General features: G+C 66.9%; 16 protein-coding genes. 6 read left to right on the top strand and 10 right to left on the bottom strand.

Features of this window, described 5'->3' with window-relative positions; genetic code table 11:
* Positions 1 to 119: 119 nt before the first annotated feature.
* The 3 genes from EDC64_RS14800 (at position 120) to EDC64_RS14790 (ending at position 3,183) form a co-directional block, all read left to right on the top strand.
* Entirely contained in the window at positions 120 to 1,172 is a 1,053-nt protein-coding gene (locus EDC64_RS14800; RefSeq protein ID WP_132032674.1) for a Bug family tripartite tricarboxylate transporter substrate binding protein, read from the top strand.
* Between the two features lie 626 nt (positions 1,173 to 1,798).
* A complete protein-coding gene (locus EDC64_RS14795) occupies positions 1,799 to 2,506 on the top strand; it encodes a 3-oxoacid CoA-transferase subunit A (RefSeq protein ID WP_132032672.1) in 708 nt (235 codons plus the stop codon).
* Positions 2,503 to 3,183 (top strand): 3-oxoacid CoA-transferase subunit B, encoded by a 681-nt coding sequence (locus tag EDC64_RS14790; RefSeq protein ID WP_132032670.1) that lies wholly within the window; start codon positions 2,503 to 2,505, stop codon positions 3,181 to 3,183. The genes EDC64_RS14795 and EDC64_RS14790 overlap by 4 nt, the downstream gene beginning before the upstream one ends.
* Before the next feature lie 6 nt (positions 3,184 to 3,189).
* Here the strand turns inward: EDC64_RS14790 and EDC64_RS14785 are convergent, their stop codons facing one another.
* The 8 genes from EDC64_RS14785 to EDC64_RS14750 form a co-directional block, all read right to left on the bottom strand.
* Positions 3,190 to 5,340 carry a xanthine dehydrogenase family protein molybdopterin-binding subunit gene (locus tag EDC64_RS14785; RefSeq protein ID WP_132032668.1) on the bottom strand — a complete coding sequence of 717 codons (2,151 nt, stop codon included), beginning with the start codon at positions 5,338 to 5,340 and terminating at the stop codon, positions 3,190 to 3,192.
* The gene (locus tag EDC64_RS14780; RefSeq protein ID WP_132032666.1) at positions 5,330 to 5,833 is read right to left on the bottom strand and encodes a (2Fe-2S)-binding protein; all 504 of its coding nucleotides are present in this window, start codon (positions 5,831 to 5,833) and stop codon (positions 5,330 to 5,332) included. The genes EDC64_RS14785 and EDC64_RS14780 overlap by 11 nt, the downstream gene beginning before the upstream one ends.
* A gap of 9 nt (positions 5,834 to 5,842) precedes the next feature.
* Entirely contained in the window at positions 5,843 to 7,003 is a 1,161-nt protein-coding gene (locus tag EDC64_RS14775) for an alpha/beta hydrolase family protein (protein WP_165933783.1), read from the bottom strand.
* 18 nt (positions 7,004 to 7,021) lie between these two features.
* A complete protein-coding gene (locus tag EDC64_RS14770; protein ID WP_132032662.1) occupies positions 7,022 to 7,705 on the bottom strand; it encodes a cysteine hydrolase family protein in 684 nt (227 codons plus the stop codon).
* Between the two features lie 12 nt (positions 7,706 to 7,717).
* Positions 7,718 to 8,635: an amidohydrolase family protein gene (locus EDC64_RS14765; RefSeq protein WP_207916094.1), complete on the bottom strand. Its 918-nt coding sequence runs from the start codon at positions 8,633 to 8,635 to the stop codon at positions 7,718 to 7,720.
* Positions 8,632 to 9,636, bottom strand: a complete 1,005-nt coding sequence (locus EDC64_RS14760; RefSeq protein ID WP_165933782.1) for a Bug family tripartite tricarboxylate transporter substrate binding protein — start codon at positions 9,634 to 9,636, stop codon at positions 8,632 to 8,634. The genes EDC64_RS14765 and EDC64_RS14760 overlap by 4 nt, the downstream gene beginning before the upstream one ends.
* A gap of 68 nt (positions 9,637 to 9,704) precedes the next feature.
* Positions 9,705 to 10,868 carry an alpha/beta hydrolase family protein gene (locus EDC64_RS14755; protein WP_132032658.1) on the bottom strand — a complete coding sequence of 388 codons (1,164 nt, stop codon included), beginning with the start codon at positions 10,866 to 10,868 and terminating at the stop codon, positions 9,705 to 9,707.
* A gap of 76 nt (positions 10,869 to 10,944) precedes the next feature.
* Positions 10,945 to 11,730 (bottom strand): RraA family protein, encoded by a 786-nt coding sequence (locus tag EDC64_RS14750; RefSeq protein WP_245504717.1) that lies wholly within the window; start codon positions 11,728 to 11,730, stop codon positions 10,945 to 10,947.
* On the opposite strand from EDC64_RS14750, the gene EDC64_RS14745 reads away from it, so the two are divergent.
* The 3 genes from EDC64_RS14745 to EDC64_RS14735 all read left to right on the top strand — a co-directional run bounded on the left by EDC64_RS14745 (position 11,729) and on the right by EDC64_RS14735 (position 14,521).
* Positions 11,729 to 12,634 (top strand): LysR family transcriptional regulator, encoded by a 906-nt coding sequence (locus EDC64_RS14745; RefSeq protein WP_207916092.1) that lies wholly within the window; start codon positions 11,729 to 11,731, stop codon positions 12,632 to 12,634. The two genes, EDC64_RS14750 and EDC64_RS14745, sit on opposite strands and share 2 nt — an antisense overlap.
* A gap of 162 nt (positions 12,635 to 12,796) precedes the next feature.
* The gene (locus tag EDC64_RS14740; protein ID WP_132032656.1) at positions 12,797 to 13,582 is read left to right on the top strand and encodes an SDR family oxidoreductase; all 786 of its coding nucleotides are present in this window, start codon (positions 12,797 to 12,799) and stop codon (positions 13,580 to 13,582) included.
* A gap of 9 nt (positions 13,583 to 13,591) precedes the next feature.
* Positions 13,592 to 14,521: a dihydrodipicolinate synthase family protein gene (locus EDC64_RS14735; protein WP_132032654.1), complete on the top strand. Its 930-nt coding sequence runs from the start codon at positions 13,592 to 13,594 to the stop codon at positions 14,519 to 14,521.
* Between the two features lie 24 nt (positions 14,522 to 14,545).
* On the opposite strand, the gene EDC64_RS14730 is transcribed toward EDC64_RS14735, so the two are convergent.
* The gene (locus EDC64_RS14730; protein ID WP_132032652.1) at positions 14,546 to 15,037 is read right to left on the bottom strand and encodes a CinA family protein; all 492 of its coding nucleotides are present in this window, start codon (positions 15,035 to 15,037) and stop codon (positions 14,546 to 14,548) included.
* Positions 15,034 to 16,203 carry a bifunctional 2-C-methyl-D-erythritol 4-phosphate cytidylyltransferase/2-C-methyl-D-erythritol 2,4-cyclodiphosphate synthase gene (locus EDC64_RS14725; RefSeq protein WP_132032823.1) on the bottom strand — a complete coding sequence of 390 codons (1,170 nt, stop codon included), beginning with the start codon at positions 16,201 to 16,203 and terminating at the stop codon, positions 15,034 to 15,036. The genes EDC64_RS14730 and EDC64_RS14725 overlap by 4 nt, the downstream gene beginning before the upstream one ends.
* Between the last annotated feature and the right edge of the window lie 14 nt (positions 16,204 to 16,217).

Below are 16,217 nucleotides of genomic sequence, written 5' to 3'. Positions count from 1 at the left end.
CCGTTGAAGGACGGCGCATGCTCCCCCGCTGATGCCGAACGGATGGCCCCAGCGAACACCAAGGTCCCGATCCAGGGGACCGATTCCACCCTGCGAAAAGCTTGCACAAAGATCCGCCGGTGGCGATTGCGTCGGCTAGGCTCGGCCAAACAAAAAAGCACGGCATTGCCGTGCGTCATGGGAGGAGCATCATGCACACCTGCATCACGCGGAGGGTTGCGCTCGCCATCGCGGCCGCCAGCATCTTTGCAAGCCCTTCGGTCGCCTGGGCCGAGGCCTGGCCATCGCGATCTGTCACCATGCTGTTGCCGTTCGCCTCCGGTGGCGGAGCCGACCTTTTGGCACGTGTGATGGCGCAATCCTTTTCCGAGCAGTTGGGCCAGCAATTCATCGTCGACAACCGGCCGGGTGCAGGCGGCAATATCGGTGCCGCCGTCGTCGCCAAAGCCGCCCCCGACGGCTACATGCTTCTGTTCGGCACCCCCGGACCCCTTTCGAACAACAAGCTGATCTACAAGGCCATGCCGTTCGATCCGGATCAGGCCTTTACGCCGGTCGTCTTGCTTGCCACCACCCCTCTGGTCATCGCGGTGCGTCCCTCGCTTCCCGTGAAGGACCTGAAAGAGCTTGCGGCCTATGGCAAGGCGAATCCCGGCAAGCTGACCATCGGCGTTTCGGGCAACGGCACGCTGGGCCACGTCGCCGGCCTGCTGCTGCAGAAGGAGCTGGGGGTGGCAATGACCATCGTCCCCTATCGAGGTACGTCTCATATCATTACGGATCTGCTCGGGAGTCAGGTCGATCTCACGGTCGATTTCCTCCCGGCGTTCGTTCCGCTGGCGCGCGATGGGAAAGTCCGCGTGCTCGCCGTGACCACAGATCACCGATCCCGGGATCTGCCGGGGGTGCCGACGGTGAAAGACGAGGGATATCCGGGAATGGAAGTCGTCGGCTGGTATGCTCTGGCGGCGCCGACGGGCACGCCGCCGGCGATCATCGACAAGCTCAATGCCGCCGCCAATATCTATCTGAAGAGCCCCAAGGGACAGGAAGCCCTCGAAAAGCTGAGCATGGAGGGCGCCGGCGGGACCCCGGGCGATATGAAGGCATTCCTTGCCTCCGAGCTGGCGAAATGGGCTCCGGTGGTGAAGGCGGCGAACATTTCCCTGTGACTGACGCGGGGTGTCCGATGCGGGATCGGGGGCTGTGCGCTCCCGATGCTCGACGTGTCTCCGGCTCCTTGTCCTTGCCGATCCGCGCCGCTTCCCGAGCCTGTGCGGCGCAGCTGAAGGCGGATGGCGGCGTCAATCGTGACGACGGGGCGCGTGTCTGAGAGAGGCGGCGAACCGTTGGCGGGCTCTCGGCCCTCCCGGGGGCCGGTCGCATCCGTCCTCTCGGCGTCCGGCATCGTCTGCATCACCGCCCGAATGGCCTCGCGCAACGAATGATCGCCGATTACGTTTTTGACGACGACGATGGCCGGCTTCAGCTCTGTCTCGGTGCGGCTGGTCTCCTGACGGCGCCGATGACGTCTGACACCAACGGGCCGCCACGACCGCCTCATGCGGACGATTTGCAGACCATTCAGCACGCAGCTGTATTTTGATCCCGGCCCGGGTGGGCGGCCGGCACGAAATGGGCTATCCCCTCGCATCAAGCTGGAGAGCCGCGACGTCCGGATCGCGGCCCGTCGTCCGGCGACCCGCCTCTCCGCCTCACGTCGGGGACGGCGTCGACGACAGGTCGGATCCATCCTTTGGGATTCGGCTTCAAGAAAAACTGGCCATGCGAGGACTGGATGAAGAAACCGATTTTTGATCCCGCCGGCGCGGTGGCCGATATTCCCGATGGCGCCAGCGTCATGATCGGCGGCTTTGGCGGAGCCGGGGCGCCGGTGGAATTGGTGCATGCCTTGCTCGATCAGGGTGCCCGTGAGCTGACTTTGGTCAACAACAATGCCGGCAATGGCGGTGTCGGGCTGGCCGCGCTCATCCGCGAGGGCCGGGTCCGCAAGATGATCTGCTCGTTCCCGCGCTCCTCGGATTCGCGGGCGTTCCAGGAGGCGTATCTCGCCGGCAAGATCGAACTGGAACTCGTGCCGCAGGGCACGCTGGCCGAGCGGATCCGCGCCGGTGGTGCCGGCATTCCGGCCTTCTTCACCCGCACTTCGGCCGGCACGCCGCTTGCGGAGGGCAAGGAGCAGCGGGAGTTCGACGGTCAGCTTTACGTCATGGAGCGGTGGCTGAAGGCGGATTTCGCCCTGGTCAAGGCGAAGCGCGCCGACCCCTATGGCAATCTCGTCTACAACAAGACGGCGCGCAATTTCGGCCCGTTGATGTGCATGGCTGCGGCCACCGCCATCGTGCAGGTGAACGAGATCGTCGAACTCGGCGAAATCGATCCCGAGATCGTCGTGACGCCGGGTATTTTCGTGAACCGCCTCGTGGCGGTCGCCGACCCGCAGCAGGAAGAGCGTCTGGTGGCGCAAGGAGCGGTCTATCCATGAGCCTCGATCCCGCGATTAAGCGGCTGACCCGCCAGCAGATGGCGTGGCGCGCCGCGCAGGACATTGCCGACGGCAGCTATGTCAATCTCGGCATCGGCATGCCGGAACTCGTCGCGCGCTACGTGCCCGCCGGCCGCCATGTCACCTATCACACAGAGAACGGCCTGCTCGGCTTCGGCGAGCGCCCGCCCGAGGGCCAGGAGGATCCCGACCTCGTCAATGCCGGCAAGAAGCCGGTGACGTTGTTGCCGGGCGCCGCCTTGTTCCACCACGCCGACAGTTTCGCGATGATCCGCGGCGGCCATCTCGATCTCTCGATCCTCGGAGCCTTCCAGGTGGCGCAGAACGGCGACCTCGCCAATTGGCAGGCGGGCGAGGATGCCATCCCCGCGGTCGGCGGCGCCATGGACCTCGTGAGCGGCGTCAAGCAGGTCTTCGTGCTGACCGAGCACACCACGCGCGACGGCCAGCCGAAGCTGGTGGAGCGCTGCTCCTATGCCTTGACCGGGGCAGGGGTGGTGACACGGGTCTTCACCGATCTCGCCGTGGTCGACGTCATCGATCGGCAGTTCGTGGTCCGGGAGATCGTCGACGGCCTCTCGCTCGATGCTCTGCGCGCTTTGACCGGCGCGGACTTGCACGAGGCCGGAGCGCCGGGCCTGCTGAAGGCGGCCTGAGCCGCCTTACAGCGCGAGGAGGCGGGCCCGCGTGATCGGAAGATCGCGCACCCGCGCCTCGAGAGCATGGGCGAGCGCATTGGCGATGGCGGCCGCCGTCGGCCCCATCGTCATTTCTCCGGCGCCGAGCGGCGGGGCTTCCGGGTTCGCGATCAGGTGAACCTCGATGTCCGGCACCTCGGAAAAGCCGAGGATCGGATATTCCTCCCAGTTTACGCTGCGCGTCCCATCGCGGGCGAACCGCATCTCCTCCTTCAGCGTCCAGCTGATCGCCTGGACGATGCCGCCTTCGGCCTGGTTGATGACCCCGTCGGGATTGACCACCTGCCCGACATCGACCGCCGCGACGGCGCGCGTCACCCTCAGATCGGGATCGACGGACAGGTCGATCACCACCGCGAAATAGCCGAGATGGTTGCTATAGCGGGCAACGGCGAGGCCGCGCCCCCAAGTGCCGTCGCTGACCGCGCCGCGCGTCCAGCCCGCGCGCGCCGCCGCCAGTTCGAGCACCGCTTTGGCGCGCGGGTCGGCGAGATGCCGCAGGCGAAAATCGAGCGGGTCGGCCCCGGCCGCGAGCGCCAGTTCGTCCAGGAAGGATTCGATCGCGAAGATGTTGGCATAGGCCCCGATCGCGCGGAGCGAAGAGGCCCGCAGCGGCAGCGTTTCGACGAGATGGCCGACCACCTTCTGCGTGGGAAAATCATAGATGGTCGAAATCGCATTGCGCGACAGGCCGCCATGCTCGACGCCGGCCGGACCGAGCGGGGGATCAATCTGCGGCGCCCGCGGCACAGGATCGGCCAGTGTCCAGGCGGCGAGGAGAGCGGAACTGCGGTCCGCAGTGCGGGCGACGCCGGGGCGCGACAAATGGCCGTTGCTCCAGCCGTGCAACTCCCATTCTGCGATCGCACCGTCGATGTCGAGCGCGGCGCGCACCTCCACCACCATGGCCGGGCCATAGGGTTCGAACGCGAATTCGTCCTCGCGCATCCATTGCACCTGGACCGGTCGCCCACCGACCGCGCGCGACAACAGGACCGCATCGAGCGCAACGTCGTCGGCGCCGTTATGGCCGTAGCAGCCGGAGCCCTCCGCATGGGTGAGCAGCACCTGGTCCAAGGGCACCTGCAACACGCGCGCGATGTCTTCGCGCAGCGGGAACAGGCTCTGGCTGTGGCTCCAGATCTCCCAGCCCCCGCTTGCGGCGCGCGCCAAGGCGCAGGAGGGTCCGATGGCGCCGTGGGCGAGATAGGGCTTCGTGAAGCGGGCCGACACATGACGCAACGGCCCCTTGGGTGCGGACCCGTCGCGCCGGTCGGCGACGATGGTCGCACGGTTCGGCTGGGCGACGAGCCAGTCGGAAATTTCACCGGAATCGGTCGGCAGGGATATGTCTTCCCAGCGCGCCGTCTTCAGCGCAGCGGCACGGGCGGCGACAGCCTGTTCCTCCCGCGCGGCGACGATGCCGAGGAAGGAACCGTCCTCGATGACGGCGATGATTCCGGGCATAGCGCGCAGCTTTGCCGCATCGAAGCCGACGAGCCGGACCTCCCCGGTCGGCGGGCGCACGACGCGGCCGTAGAGCATGCCGGGCAGGTCGATGTCCTGAAGGAAACGCGGTCGGCCCATCACCTTGTCGGGCAGGTCGCGGCGCGCGGCGGGGCGTCCGACGATGCGGTGCTGCGCCGGCGGCTTCGGCGCGACGGTGCCGGTCGCCGACCGTTCGAGCAGGGTCGCGTGCGGCAAATCCCAATAGGTCAGGGCGGTCAAGGTGCCGTCGCGCAGGAATGCCCCGTCAGCGACCGAGATCGCGTCGGCCGAGCAGCCGAGCCGCGCGGCTGCGGCGACGATCAGGATGTGGCGGATCTCCGCACAGGCCTGCCGCAGCGCCGCGCCGCCCTCGCCGACCGAGCGGCTGCCCGACGTGATGCCCTCGTCCGGCCCACCCGCCGTGGTGAGCGGCGCGATCCGCACCCGGTCGAGCGCCACGTCCAGTTCCTCGGCGGCGATCTGCGCCATCGCGGTCGCTATCCCCTGGCCGATCTCCACCTTGCCGCTGGTGACGATCACCGTGCGGGCGGCGGCGAACCGGACCCAGGTCGAGAGGCGCGGATTGTTGCGAAGTCCGGCGGGGAGGGCGCGCGGGTCATGGCTCATGGCACGATGCGGCGCCTGGCGCCCCTTCCGGTTCGGCGTCGCGCGCAGCCCGCTCGATGGCGCGAATGATGCGCGGATGCGCGCCGCAGCGGCACAGATTGCGCGCCATGCCGGCACAGATCTCCGCCCGGCTCGGCTGCGGGATCTCCGCCAGCAACGCTGCGGCGGCGACGATCATGCCGCTGGTGCAATAGCCGCATTGCGCGGCCTCCTCGGTGAGGAAGGCCGCCTGAAGCGGATGTGGCGCACCGCCCCGCGGCAAGCCCTCGATCGTCGTCACCGCCTTGCCGGCGACCGCCCAAAGCGGCGTGTCGCAAGACAGCGCGGCACGTCCGTCGATCAGAACGGTGCAGGCGCCACACAGGCCGAGGCCGCAGCCGAACTTGGTGCCCTTCAGCTTGAGGTCGTTGCGCAGCACATAAAGCAGCGGCGCATCGGGTGGCGCCGCCACGGTGTGTTCGACACCGTTCACCATCAAGGCGATCGCGTCCATGTCGGCGCCTCAGGGCAGGTTGTCGCCGATCCAGTCCGCGATGTAGTCGATGCCGATCTGCCGATTGTCCATCTGGCAATGATAGGCGCTGCCGGTCTCGCGCGTGAACATCTTCAGATGTTTGCGGGGGGACGCGATGGCGTCGTAGAGCTTCACCGCGGACGGGGAGGGCACGACCTTGTCCTCCTCGGCATGGACGATCAGGAACGGCTTGGTGATCTGGTCCGCGATGCCGGCGAGGGAAAAGCCCTTGGCCTTCTCGATCGCCGCGTCAGCATCGTCCTCGCCCATCACCCAGCGAAAATGGAAGGTGGACTGCGCGGTGGATTTGGGATCGGCATCCTGCCGCCGCTTGATCTCGGCCTGCCAGCCGGCGAGATCCCAATGGAGCGCGGCGAAGGCGATTCCGAGGGCGTAGCGCTTTTCCAGCGCCGCCACGCGTCCGGCATAATAGCCGCCGAAGCTGTAGCCCATCACGGCGACGCGCGCGGGATCCACCTCGGACCGCGCCGCGACCCAATCATAGGCGGCGGCGCCGGCGACTTCGTAATCGTGGCGCGCCGAAAGGCCGCGCAGGCGCAGCGATTCCCCTTGGCCCGGTCCGTCGATCGACAGCGTGTTCCACCCGCGGCGGGCGAATTCCAGCCCGGCGAACAGCACACTCATCTCCTTGCAATTGTCCATGCCGTCGAACACGACGACGGTAGGTCGCGGCCCCTCGACGCCCGGCGCCTTCATGAACAAGGCCGGCAGCGAGCCGCCCTCGAACGGCACCTCGACCCGTTCGATATTGGGATAGCGGATCAGCAGGCCCTTTTGCTGGAGATCGAGCGCCTTCTGGCCGAGGGCGCGTTTCTGCGCACCGGGCGGAACGAAGCGTTCCGCCGTGAACCAGTACATGCCGGCCCGCAGATAGCAGTTGCCGGCGGTGAGGACATGGCCCGCCGCCTCCGCATCCACCGCATTCTGTTCGATCTTGGCGCCCATGGCGCTCCATTCCTCGCACCAGGCGTCGGGCTCGCTCTGGCGCACCCGCAGGCGCTCGCACACCTCGTCCACTTCGGCCATAGCGACGGCGTTGTAGTGCGCCATGCCCTTGGTGATGAGGGTGGCGTTCGACCAGACCATGTTGCCGGGAAAAGTCTGGATCCAGGGACCGGGGGTGGACATGTGAGGCTCCATTGGAAATCAGGCGGCGAGCTTGTCTTCGAGTTCGCCGAGATCGAGCACCCAGCCGAGACGGCGCTGGATGTTGGACAGTGCGAAGGCGTGCAGATCCTCGCCATAGGCCGAGGCCACGCAATCCGAAATCACCACCGCCCGATAGCCGCGATTATAAGCGCCGAAGGTGGTGGAGAGGACGCAGGTATTGGTGTTGCAGCCGGCGATGAGCAGGGTGTCCCGGCCCATGGCCCGCAGAAGGCGGTCGAGCGGCGTGCCTTCGAACCCGTCGAACGTGCGCTTGCCGTCGACGATGAGATCCTCCGGCCGCACGTCGAGATCGTCGACGAATTCGGCCTCCTTCGAGCCGGGGCTCTTGTGGCGCTTGAAGTCGCTGGTCTGGCCGGGGGAGAACGACTCCTTCAGGTCCAGCATGGCCTTTTCAAACGGATGGGTGCCGAGAAGACAGGCCTCGAACACGGTCGTCAGATGGACGATGGGCAGCGCGTGCCGCCGCCCCAGCGCGAGCAGCCGGTTGGTGCCGGCGATCACGCGGGCGCATTCCGGTGCCGGGACGGGCAGGGAGGCCAAGGCCGGTTCCAGATTGCCGCGCTGGCAGTCGATGGTGAGGACGATGGTCCTCTCCGCCTCCAGCCTGAGGGCGTCCCGCATGCGCGTAATCATCGAGGAGCGGTCGAGAAGCGGTGCCATGGGAGCCTCGGATCAGGAGAAGCCGTAAAGGCGAGCCGGATTGTCGACGAGCACCCGCTCGCGTACGGCGGGATCGGGCACCCAACGCGTCAGAAGATCGGCGATGTCGCCGTCGTTCGGCATGGGGATCGACCACGACACCTTCACGTGCGGCCAGTCCGAGCCCCAGACCAGTTGGTCGGGCACCTGATCGACCAATGTCTCGGCGAACGGCAGAATATCGTCGTGGGGCAGACCGGTGGCGGAGATGCGGTAAGGCCCGGTCAGCTTCGCCCAGGCCCTGCCGTCGCGCATCAGGCGCAGCAGCGCCTGGAAGCCGGGATCTGCCGTGCCGTGCCGCGCCGGCACGTAGCCGAGATGCCCGACCACGATTTCGGTCGGGAAATCGGCGAAGGCCCGGTCCATATCGGGGAATTCGTTGACGTGCATCAGCAGCTCGATATGCCAGCCGAGCGGGGCGATGCGCCGCGCGACGGCCCGCAGCCGGTCCATCGGCAGCACGCCCTTGCCGTCTTTCACATCGACGATGTTGAAGCGCACGCCGCGCACGCCGGCGGCGCTCATCCGTTCCAATTCCGCATCGTCGACATCGTCGCCGAGCACAACGATGCCGCGGGCCTGTGGCCCCATCGCATCGAGGCCGTCGAGGACCGCACTGTTGTCGTCGGCATAGAAGCTCGGCTGGACCAGGACCGCGCGCGACACGCCGAGCGCGGCGAGCATGGCGCGGTAATTGTCCAGCGTCGCTTCCGGCGGGGGCGAATAGATCCGCTCCGCGAAGGCCGGGTAGCGATCCAGCGGCCCGCACACATGGGCATGGCTGTCGCAGGCGCCCGCCGGCATGAAGACGCGCGGCGTGCGGACGTCGAGATGGGGAGGCGCGGCGAACGGCGCCGCGTCTCCTATTGGCTGTGTGGGGTTCGGGTTCATTGCATCGTGATGTTGGAGGTCTTGGCGACGTCGCGCCATTTGGCCATTTCGGCCTCGAGGAAGGCTTTCGCTTCGGCCGGCGTGCCGCCGACGGGCTCGGCCCCGAGCGTCAGAAGCCGCGCCTGGAGCGCCGGTTCGGCCAGCGTCGCCATCAGCGTCTTCGACAATTTGTCGATGATCGGCTGCGGGGTGCCGGCGGGAACAAGGATCATGTGCCAAGAGCCGGCGATCATGTTCGGCATGCCGAGTTCGGCAGAAGTCTTCACGTCCGGCAGCACGTCAACGCGCTTGGTGGCCGTGATCATCAGCGGACGCAATTGGCCGGCCTTGACCTGCGGCAGGAAGGTGATGGGGTAGAACACCATCTGGATGCTGCCGGAAATGATGTCCGGCAGCGCCTGGCTCACGCCCTTGTAGGGGACGTGGACGATGTCGATCTTCTCCTGCGCCTTGAACAGCTCGCCCGCCAGATGAACGCCGGAGCCGATGCCGGTGGAGGCATAATTGAGCTTGCCGGGGTTCTTCTTTGCGTAGTCGACCAGATCGTTGACCGTCTGGAACGGCTGGGTCGCGCCGACGAACAGGAAGAACGGCACGTTGGCGATCAGCGAGATCGGCGTCAGGTCCTTCAGCACGTCATAGGGCGTGCGCGGATTGACCGCCGGCAGGATGGCCAGCGCGCCGATATTGCTCATCAAGATGGTGTAGCCGTCCGGCGCCGCTTTCGCCCCCGCCTCGGTCCCGGTCATGCCGCCGGCGCCGGGTCGGTTGTCGACCACGATCGACTGGCCGAGCGCTTTGGACCAAGGCTCGGCGACCGAACGCGCGACGGCATCCAGAGATTCGCCAGGGGGGAAGGGGACGATGAGACGGATCGGCTTCGAGGGATAATCGGCCTGTGCCGCCGCTTCGTTCGGTAGCGCCGCCGCCAGTCCCGCGACCAAGGCGGTGGCGGCGAGCAGGCGCGGCAACACGGTCCGCATTCGGGCAAAAGTGGTCATCAATTTTCTCCCCACGGCTTGTTGTGATTTGGATCCCGAGGTGCCCGCCGCCGGCCCCTCGGTCGTCGTCATCGGGCGGCGAAATCGATGCGCTTGGCGTGGCCCGCCGGGAGCTTCCCCTCGAGGGCGTCGCGCATCCAATCGGCGACGTGCAGGTAGAAATCGGGCAGGCGGCCGCCGAACGTGTGGGTCTCGTTCTCGTAGACCCACAATTCCTTTGGGCAGGAGAGTTCGTCGAACAGCGCTTCGCCATCTTCCAGCGGGCAGAGTTCGTCGAACTCGCCCATCACCAGCAAGGTCGGGCATGAAATGTCGGCGGCGACCGGGCTCAGGTCCATCTGCTCGGCCATCGCGTCGAAGGCATCCTCGTCGTGGATGTTCGACATGTATTTGTAATTGGCGCGGTAGGCGGGCTTGGAATGCTTGAAGATGGTGTCCTTCTGGCCATAGACGCCCATCGCTCCGACCAGAGCCTTGATCCGCTTGTCGTGGGCGGCGATGCGCGGCGCCCAATAGCTGCCCATGCTCCAGCCATAGGTGCCGATGCGTGTGGCATCGACGCCGTCCTGGCGCTCCAGAAAGTCGATCGCGGCGCTGCCTGCGCGCTCGAAATTGTCCAGCGTGACCCAGGTCTCGCGGGTGTTGCTTTCGCCCTGGCCCGGCCCGTCTATGGTCAGCGTCGCCATTCCGCGCCGGCGGAAATGGTTGTGGTAGGGGCTCGGCATATATTCCTTGATGGTGTCCATTCCAGGAACCACCAGGACGCACGGCGCCTTCGCGACACCCGGCACGGTCTGGAGGATGCCGGGGATGGTCTTGCCATTCTCGAACGGGATCTCGACCCGCCGGACCGGCGCCTCGTCGAAATATTCGGTGAATTTAGTGTAGCAGTGGATCAGGCGTTCATAAAGTTCAAATTTACGCGGCGTGTTCGCGTGAATGACTCCGCAGGCGGGGCCATAATAAAGTGCGGCGCGGTAATAGAATTCGGCCGCGCTCTCGCGGTGGCCGCGCGCCTCCGCCTCGCGCGCCAGGTCCTCCTCCTGGCGGGCGGTCCGCACCCATTCCTTCACCACCATTCCGGGGATCTTGATACGGTCCGTCGTGCGCCGCACATCGGCCGGGCGGAACCCCCACTCCACGAACATCACGGAGCGGAATCCGAACACGTCGAGGACCTTGTAGAATTCCTCGTTGATCCATTTCTGGTTCTTGCGGCTGCGATCGGTCATCGATGAGTCCCGGGCGTTTCCTGAGGTAATGCGTGTCGTTCCGATCTTTTTGGGCCGTGCGGCCGGTCCGCGCGGCTCACAGGCCGTGCGGTTCGAGAACCTTGGCGAGCCAAGCCTGCTCGCGGCGTCCGGTGGCGATCTCGGCACGGATCGACCGTTCGGTTTCGGCGGTGCGGCGTGCGGCGGCGATCAGGCTCTCGGCTGCCGCGACTGGAAAACTGACTACGCCGTCTTCGTCGCCGACAACGAGATCGCCGGGCATCACCACCTGCCCGCCGACCGTGACCGGCACATCGATCTCGCCCGGCCCGTTCTTGAAGGGGCCACGATGGGTTACCGCTCTGGCGTAGCAGGGAAAATCTTCGTCGTAGAAGATTGCGCGGTCGCGGATTGCGGCATCGAGCACAAAGCCTTCGCAGCCGTGCTGGCGGGCATAGAGCATCATCAGCTCGCCGACCAAGGCGTTGGTCGCATTCGCCCCGCCGTCGACCACCAGCACGCTGCCGGGGGGCATGAGGGTCAAGGCCTTGTAGACGAAAAGATTATCCCCGGGCCGGGTGCGCACCGTGACGGCGGTTCCGACCATTTTGCGGGCCCGATGCATGCGGGTGAGACCGCACAGGCCGGAGAGACGTTGGAGATTGTCCGACAGATGGGAGGTCGGAATCTCGCGAAGCGCCGTCAGAACGGCATTGGAAACGCCGCCAGGCTCGGTCTGAACTTTATGCGCGGGCTGCATCTTGGCGTCGGCCCTCCCTTGTTGCTCCAAGTGTCGAACGTTCGTTTGCGAAAAAAAAGCGATTTTTTTGGATTGCGTTTGATCGCTAAATTCGATGAGTTCGAGGGCGGGAGGCGGTGCCATGATGACCTTCAAGCAACTCGAAGCGCTCTATTGGATCGAGCATCTGGGCGGGTTTGCGGCCGCGGCCCGCCATCTGCACACCACCCAGTCGGCGATCTCGAAGCGCATTCAGGAACTCGAAGCGGATTTCGGAACCCAATTGTTCGATCGCACCCGCCGCGGCGCCTGGCTGACCGAGAGCGGGGAGCAGATGCTCGAACTCGCCAAGCACCTGCTGGAGCAGCGGGACGCCGCGATGGAGCGCTTTTCCCGCATGGAGATGATCCGCCGGCAGGTGCGCATCGGCGTCACCGAACTGACGGCGCTGACCTGGCTGCCGCGCCTGATCGGTGCGATCCGCGAGCGCTATCCCGGCGTCTCGATCGAGCCCGACGTCGATCTCAGCACCATCCTGCGGGACAAGCTTCTGGCCGGCGAACTCGACCTCATCATCGTGCCCGACACGCTGAAGGAGCCCCGCGTCACCTGGACCCGGCTCGGCAGCGTGGAAAATGTCTGGATGTGCAAGCCGGGTCTTGTACCGAACGATAAACCCCTGCGTTTGCAGGAGCTTGACCGGTACACATTGCTGACCCACGCGGAGAAGTCCGGCACCGGCCTGCTATATGACCGCTGGCTGCGGGCCCAAGGCATCAACCCGCATCACACGATCCGCACCAACAGCCTCGTGGCGTTGATCGGCATGACGGTCTCGGGGCTCGGGGTCAGCTATCTGCCGCGCACCTGCGTCAGCTGGCTCATCGATACCGGCATGCTCGAAGTGGTCAATGCCCGCCGCCCGCCGCCGGAGGTCCGCTACGTGGCGTTGCGCCGGGCGGGGTCGGAAAGCGCGTTGATCGCGGCCCTTGTCGCGCTCGCGCGCGAGCACTGCAATTTCTCACGAATGTTCCAGACGGAATCGTGAACACTTCACCCCGGTTCAATTAAACTTGAAATCGCCCGTTGACGTCTTTGTGCGTCCGGCCTATCCCTGGGCCGGCGCGAAACCCGCTTGTGCTCCGGCACTGCGCCGCCTCGCGCGCCACCGATTTCGCCCGCGAGGCGGCGGGCCAGCCGAGGACATTCCATGGATCTGGGACTGAAGGGGAAGGTTGCGCTCGTGCTCGGCGCCGGGGGCGGCCTCGGCGGCGCGATCGCGCAGACCCTGGCGCGCGAAGGCGCGAAAGTCGCCCTCGGCGACATCGACGCGACGGCAGTCGAGCGCACGGCCGCGGCCATCGTTGCCGCCGGCGGCGAAGCGCTGGCGCTGCAATGGGACCTCGCCGATCTGTCGATCATCGAGCCGCGCTTCGCCGCGATCGAGGCGGCGCTCGGGCCGGTCGACGTGCTGGTCAACAATACCGGCGGTCCGCCGCCCACCCCGGCGGGCGGCCAGGCGCCCGAACTCTGGACCAAGAGCTTCCAACAGATGGTGCTCTCGGTGATCGCCGTCACCGATCGCGCTTTGCCCGGCATGCGTGCCCGCAAATGGGGCCGCATCGTCACGTCGACGTCCTCGGGCGTGGTGGCGCCGATCCCCAATCTCGGCATTTCAAATGCGCTGCGCCTGTCGCTGGTCGGCTGGTCCAAGACGCTCGCCCGCGAGGTGGCGCGCGACGGAATCACGACCAATATCGTGCTGCCCGGCCGCATCGCGACCGACCGCATCAAGTTCCTCGACGAACAGAAGGCGAAGCGCGAAGGCCGCACCGTCGAGGAGGTTTCCACGGAGAGCACCGGCGCGATCCCGGTCGGCCGCTACGGTGCGCCGCAGGAATATGCCGACGTGGTGGCCTTCCTCGCCGGCGCCCCCGCTTCTTATGTCACCGGCTCCGTCATCCGCGTCGATGGCGGGCTGATCGCCAGCGTCTGAGGTGCAAGAATGGCTCTCGACATCACCGCCAGCGGGCTTTTCCCGATCGCACCGACGCCGTTCCTCGCGGATGGGCGGATCGACACGGCTTCGGTCGGCACCCTGATCGACCGCTATCTCGCCGCCGGTGCGACCGGCGTGACCGTGCTCGGGATCATGGGGGAGGCGCCGAAGCTGGAGCCGGAGGAATCCCTCGACATCGCCGCGCGCTTCATCGCCGGCATGGCCGGGTTGCCGGTGATCGTCGGGGTCTCGGCGCCGGGCTTCGCCGCCATGCGTGCACTGGCGCGGGCGGTGATGGACAAGGGTGCGGCGGGGGTGATGATCGCGCCCGTGCCGAGCCTGCGCACCGATGACCAGATTGTCGGCTATTACCGTCAGGCCATCGAGGCGATCGGCGGCGACATTCCCTTCGTCATCCAGGACTATCCGCTCACCCTCTCGGTGCAGATGACGCCGAAGGTCATCCGCCAGATCGTTCAGGACCATGCCTCCTGCATGATGCTGAAGCACGAAGACTGGCCCGGCCTCGACAAGATCACCGCGCTCCGCGGCTTCCAGGCCGACGGCTCGATGCGGCCGATCTCGATCCTCACGGGCAATGGCGGCCTGTTCCTCGATTTCGAGATGGAGCGCGGCGCGGACGGGGCGATGACGGGCTACGCCTTCCCGGAAATGCTGGCGGACGTCGTGCGCCTTCAGAAGGCGGGCGACCGCGATGCCGCGCACGATCTGTTCGATGCCCATCTGCCGCTGCTGCGCTATGAGCAGCAGCAGGGCGTCGGCCTCTCGACCCGCAAATATGTGCTGATGCGGCGGGGCTTCATCGCCTCCGACGCCCAGCGCAAACCGGGCGGCGCGCTCAATGCTCCCGCCCGCGCCGAGGTCGATTATCTCCTTGCGCGCCTTGCGAAGCACGATCCGCGCGCCAGAGTCTGACCGGCGCGCCCGGCGGGGTGCTCGTTACCCCGCCAATTCCGCGAGCATGTCGAGGGCGACCAGCACGGAGCGGCGGCGGATCTCGTCGCGCGAGAGCGGGCCGAAGCGCATCTCCCGGTGCGTGACCGCCCCGCCGCGCCGCGCCGCGGCGAAATGCACGAGGCCGACCGGCTTTTCCGGCGAGCCGCCGCCGGGCCCCGCAATCCCCGTTACCGCCACCGCGAGCCCCGTGCCCGCGGCGCGCAAGGCGCCTTCGGCCATCGCGCGCGCCGTCGGCTCGCTCACCGCGCCGAATGTTGCGAGCATCGCTTCCGGGACTCCGAGCATCGCCGTCTTGGCGGCGTTGGAATAGGTGACGAAGCCGCGATCGACGACATCGGACGACCCGCCGACCGCGGTGAGGGCGCCGGCAACGAGGCCGCCTGTGCAGGATTCGGCCGTCGCGACGGTGAGCTTTGCGGCGCGGCAGGCGGCGAGAACCTGCGTGGCCCGCTTTGTGATGTCCGGGTCGATCATTCCGCCTCCTCCGGCAGGCGGATGGTGGCGGTGGCCATGGCGGCGATGCCTTCCCTGCGGCCGGTAAAGCCGAGCTTCTCTGTGGTCGTGGCCTTCACGCTGATGCGGCTCTCGGGAACACCCGCGATCGCGGCGATGCGGGCGCGAATCGCGTCTCGGTGTGGGCCGATCTTCGGCGCCTCGCAGATCAAGGTGAGGTCGAGGTGGGCGATTTTTCCGCCGCGTGCCGCCACACGCGCCGCAGCGAAGGCGAGAAACCGGTCGGAGGTCGCGCCTTTCCATTGCGGGTCGGAGGGGGGGAAATGGGCTCCGATATCTCCGTCGCACAGAGCCCCGAGCACGGCGTCGGTGAGCGCATGTAATCCGACATCGGCGTCCGAATGGCCGTCGAGACCGCGCTCGAAGGGGATGGCGATACCCCCCAACATCACATGGTCTCCCGGACCGAAGGCATGGACGTCGAAGCCCGATCCGGTCCGCACGTCGTCGCGCGCGCCGGCACGCGCGGCCCGGGCGAAATCCTCGGGATAGGTCAATTTCATGTTTCCAACCTCCCCAGCGACTGTCGCGACCGCGTGACCGGCCCATTCCATCACGGCGGCATCATCGGTCAATCCCGCGGCGCCGCTTGCGGCGGCGTCCGCGTGAGCCGCGCGCAATGCGGCGAAGCCGAAGCCCTGCGGCGTCTGGACCGCCCGGAGGGCGCTGCGATCCGGGGTCGCCGCCACGCGCCCTTCGGCATCCACCAGCTTGATCGTGTCGCTCACCGGCAGGGCCGGGATGGCCGCACCATGCTGCGCCGCCGCCGCGATGACGCGGGAAACGAGCGCGGGGGAGGCGAAGGGCCGGGCGGCATCATGGACCAGGACGATCTGTGGCGGCGCGTCGGCGAACGCATCGAGCCCGGCTTTGACCGAACCCTGCCGGTCGGCGGCCCCGATGACCGGGGGGCGCAATTTGGGAAGCCCGGCGGCCTGCGCCGCATAGAGGATGCGGTCGTCCTCATGGATGACGGCTTGCACCGACGCGATTTCGGGATGCGCGGCGAGCAGATGCAGCGATCGGCGCAGCGCGCTCTCGTCGCCCAGAAGCCGATATTGTTTGGGCAGCGGACCGCCGACCCGGCTGCCGCGCCCCGCTGCCACCACGATCGCCACGCATTCCATCGCTGCATCCACCT

The organism is Aquabacter spiritensis, from assembly GCF_004346185.1.
Classification (GTDB): domain Bacteria; phylum Pseudomonadota; class Alphaproteobacteria; order Rhizobiales; family Xanthobacteraceae; genus Aquabacter; species Aquabacter spiritensis.
Note: the sequence above shows the minus strand (reverse complement) of the source record. Positions and strands in the feature narration are given on the sequence as shown.

Excerpts from the sequence above, each read along its gene's own strand:
- EDC64_RS14785 (WP_132032668.1), bottom strand. The coding sequence starts at position 5,340 with ATGAGCCATGACCCGCGCGCCCTCCCCGCCGGACTTCGCAACAATCCG.
- EDC64_RS14750 (WP_245504717.1), bottom strand. The coding sequence starts at position 11,730 with ATGGCACCGCCTCCCGCCCTCGAACTCATCGAATTTAGCGATCAAACG.
- EDC64_RS14790 (WP_132032670.1), top strand. The coding sequence starts at position 2,503 with ATGAGCCTCGATCCCGCGATTAAGCGGCTGACCCGCCAGCAGATGGCG.
- EDC64_RS14775 (WP_165933783.1), bottom strand. The coding sequence starts at position 7,003 with ATGTCCACCCCCGGTCCCTGGATCCAGACTTTTCCCGGCAACATGGTC.
- EDC64_RS14745 (WP_207916092.1), top strand. The coding sequence starts at position 11,729 with ATGATGACCTTCAAGCAACTCGAAGCGCTCTATTGGATCGAGCATCTG.
- EDC64_RS14735 (WP_132032654.1), top strand. The coding sequence starts at position 13,592 with ATGGCTCTCGACATCACCGCCAGCGGGCTTTTCCCGATCGCACCGACG.
- EDC64_RS14730 (WP_132032652.1), bottom strand. The coding sequence starts at position 15,037 with ATGATCGACCCGGACATCACAAAGCGGGCCACGCAGGTTCTCGCCGCC.
- EDC64_RS14765 (WP_207916094.1), bottom strand. The coding sequence starts at position 8,635 with ATGAACCCGAACCCCACACAGCCAATAGGAGACGCGGCGCCGTTCGCC.
- EDC64_RS14770 (WP_132032662.1), bottom strand. The coding sequence starts at position 7,705 with ATGGCACCGCTTCTCGACCGCTCCTCGATGATTACGCGCATGCGGGAC.
- EDC64_RS14760 (WP_165933782.1), bottom strand. The coding sequence starts at position 9,636 with ATGACCACTTTTGCCCGAATGCGGACCGTGTTGCCGCGCCTGCTCGCC.
- EDC64_RS14740 (WP_132032656.1), top strand. The coding sequence starts at position 12,797 with ATGGATCTGGGACTGAAGGGGAAGGTTGCGCTCGTGCTCGGCGCCGGG.
- EDC64_RS14725 (WP_132032823.1), bottom strand. The coding sequence starts at position 16,203 with ATGGAATGCGTGGCGATCGTGGTGGCAGCGGGGCGCGGCAGCCGGGTC.
- EDC64_RS14795 (WP_132032672.1), top strand. The coding sequence starts at position 1,799 with ATGAAGAAACCGATTTTTGATCCCGCCGGCGCGGTGGCCGATATTCCC.
- EDC64_RS14755 (WP_132032658.1), bottom strand. The coding sequence starts at position 10,868 with ATGACCGATCGCAGCCGCAAGAACCAGAAATGGATCAACGAGGAATTC.
- EDC64_RS14780 (WP_132032666.1), bottom strand. The coding sequence starts at position 5,833 with ATGGACGCGATCGCCTTGATGGTGAACGGTGTCGAACACACCGTGGCG.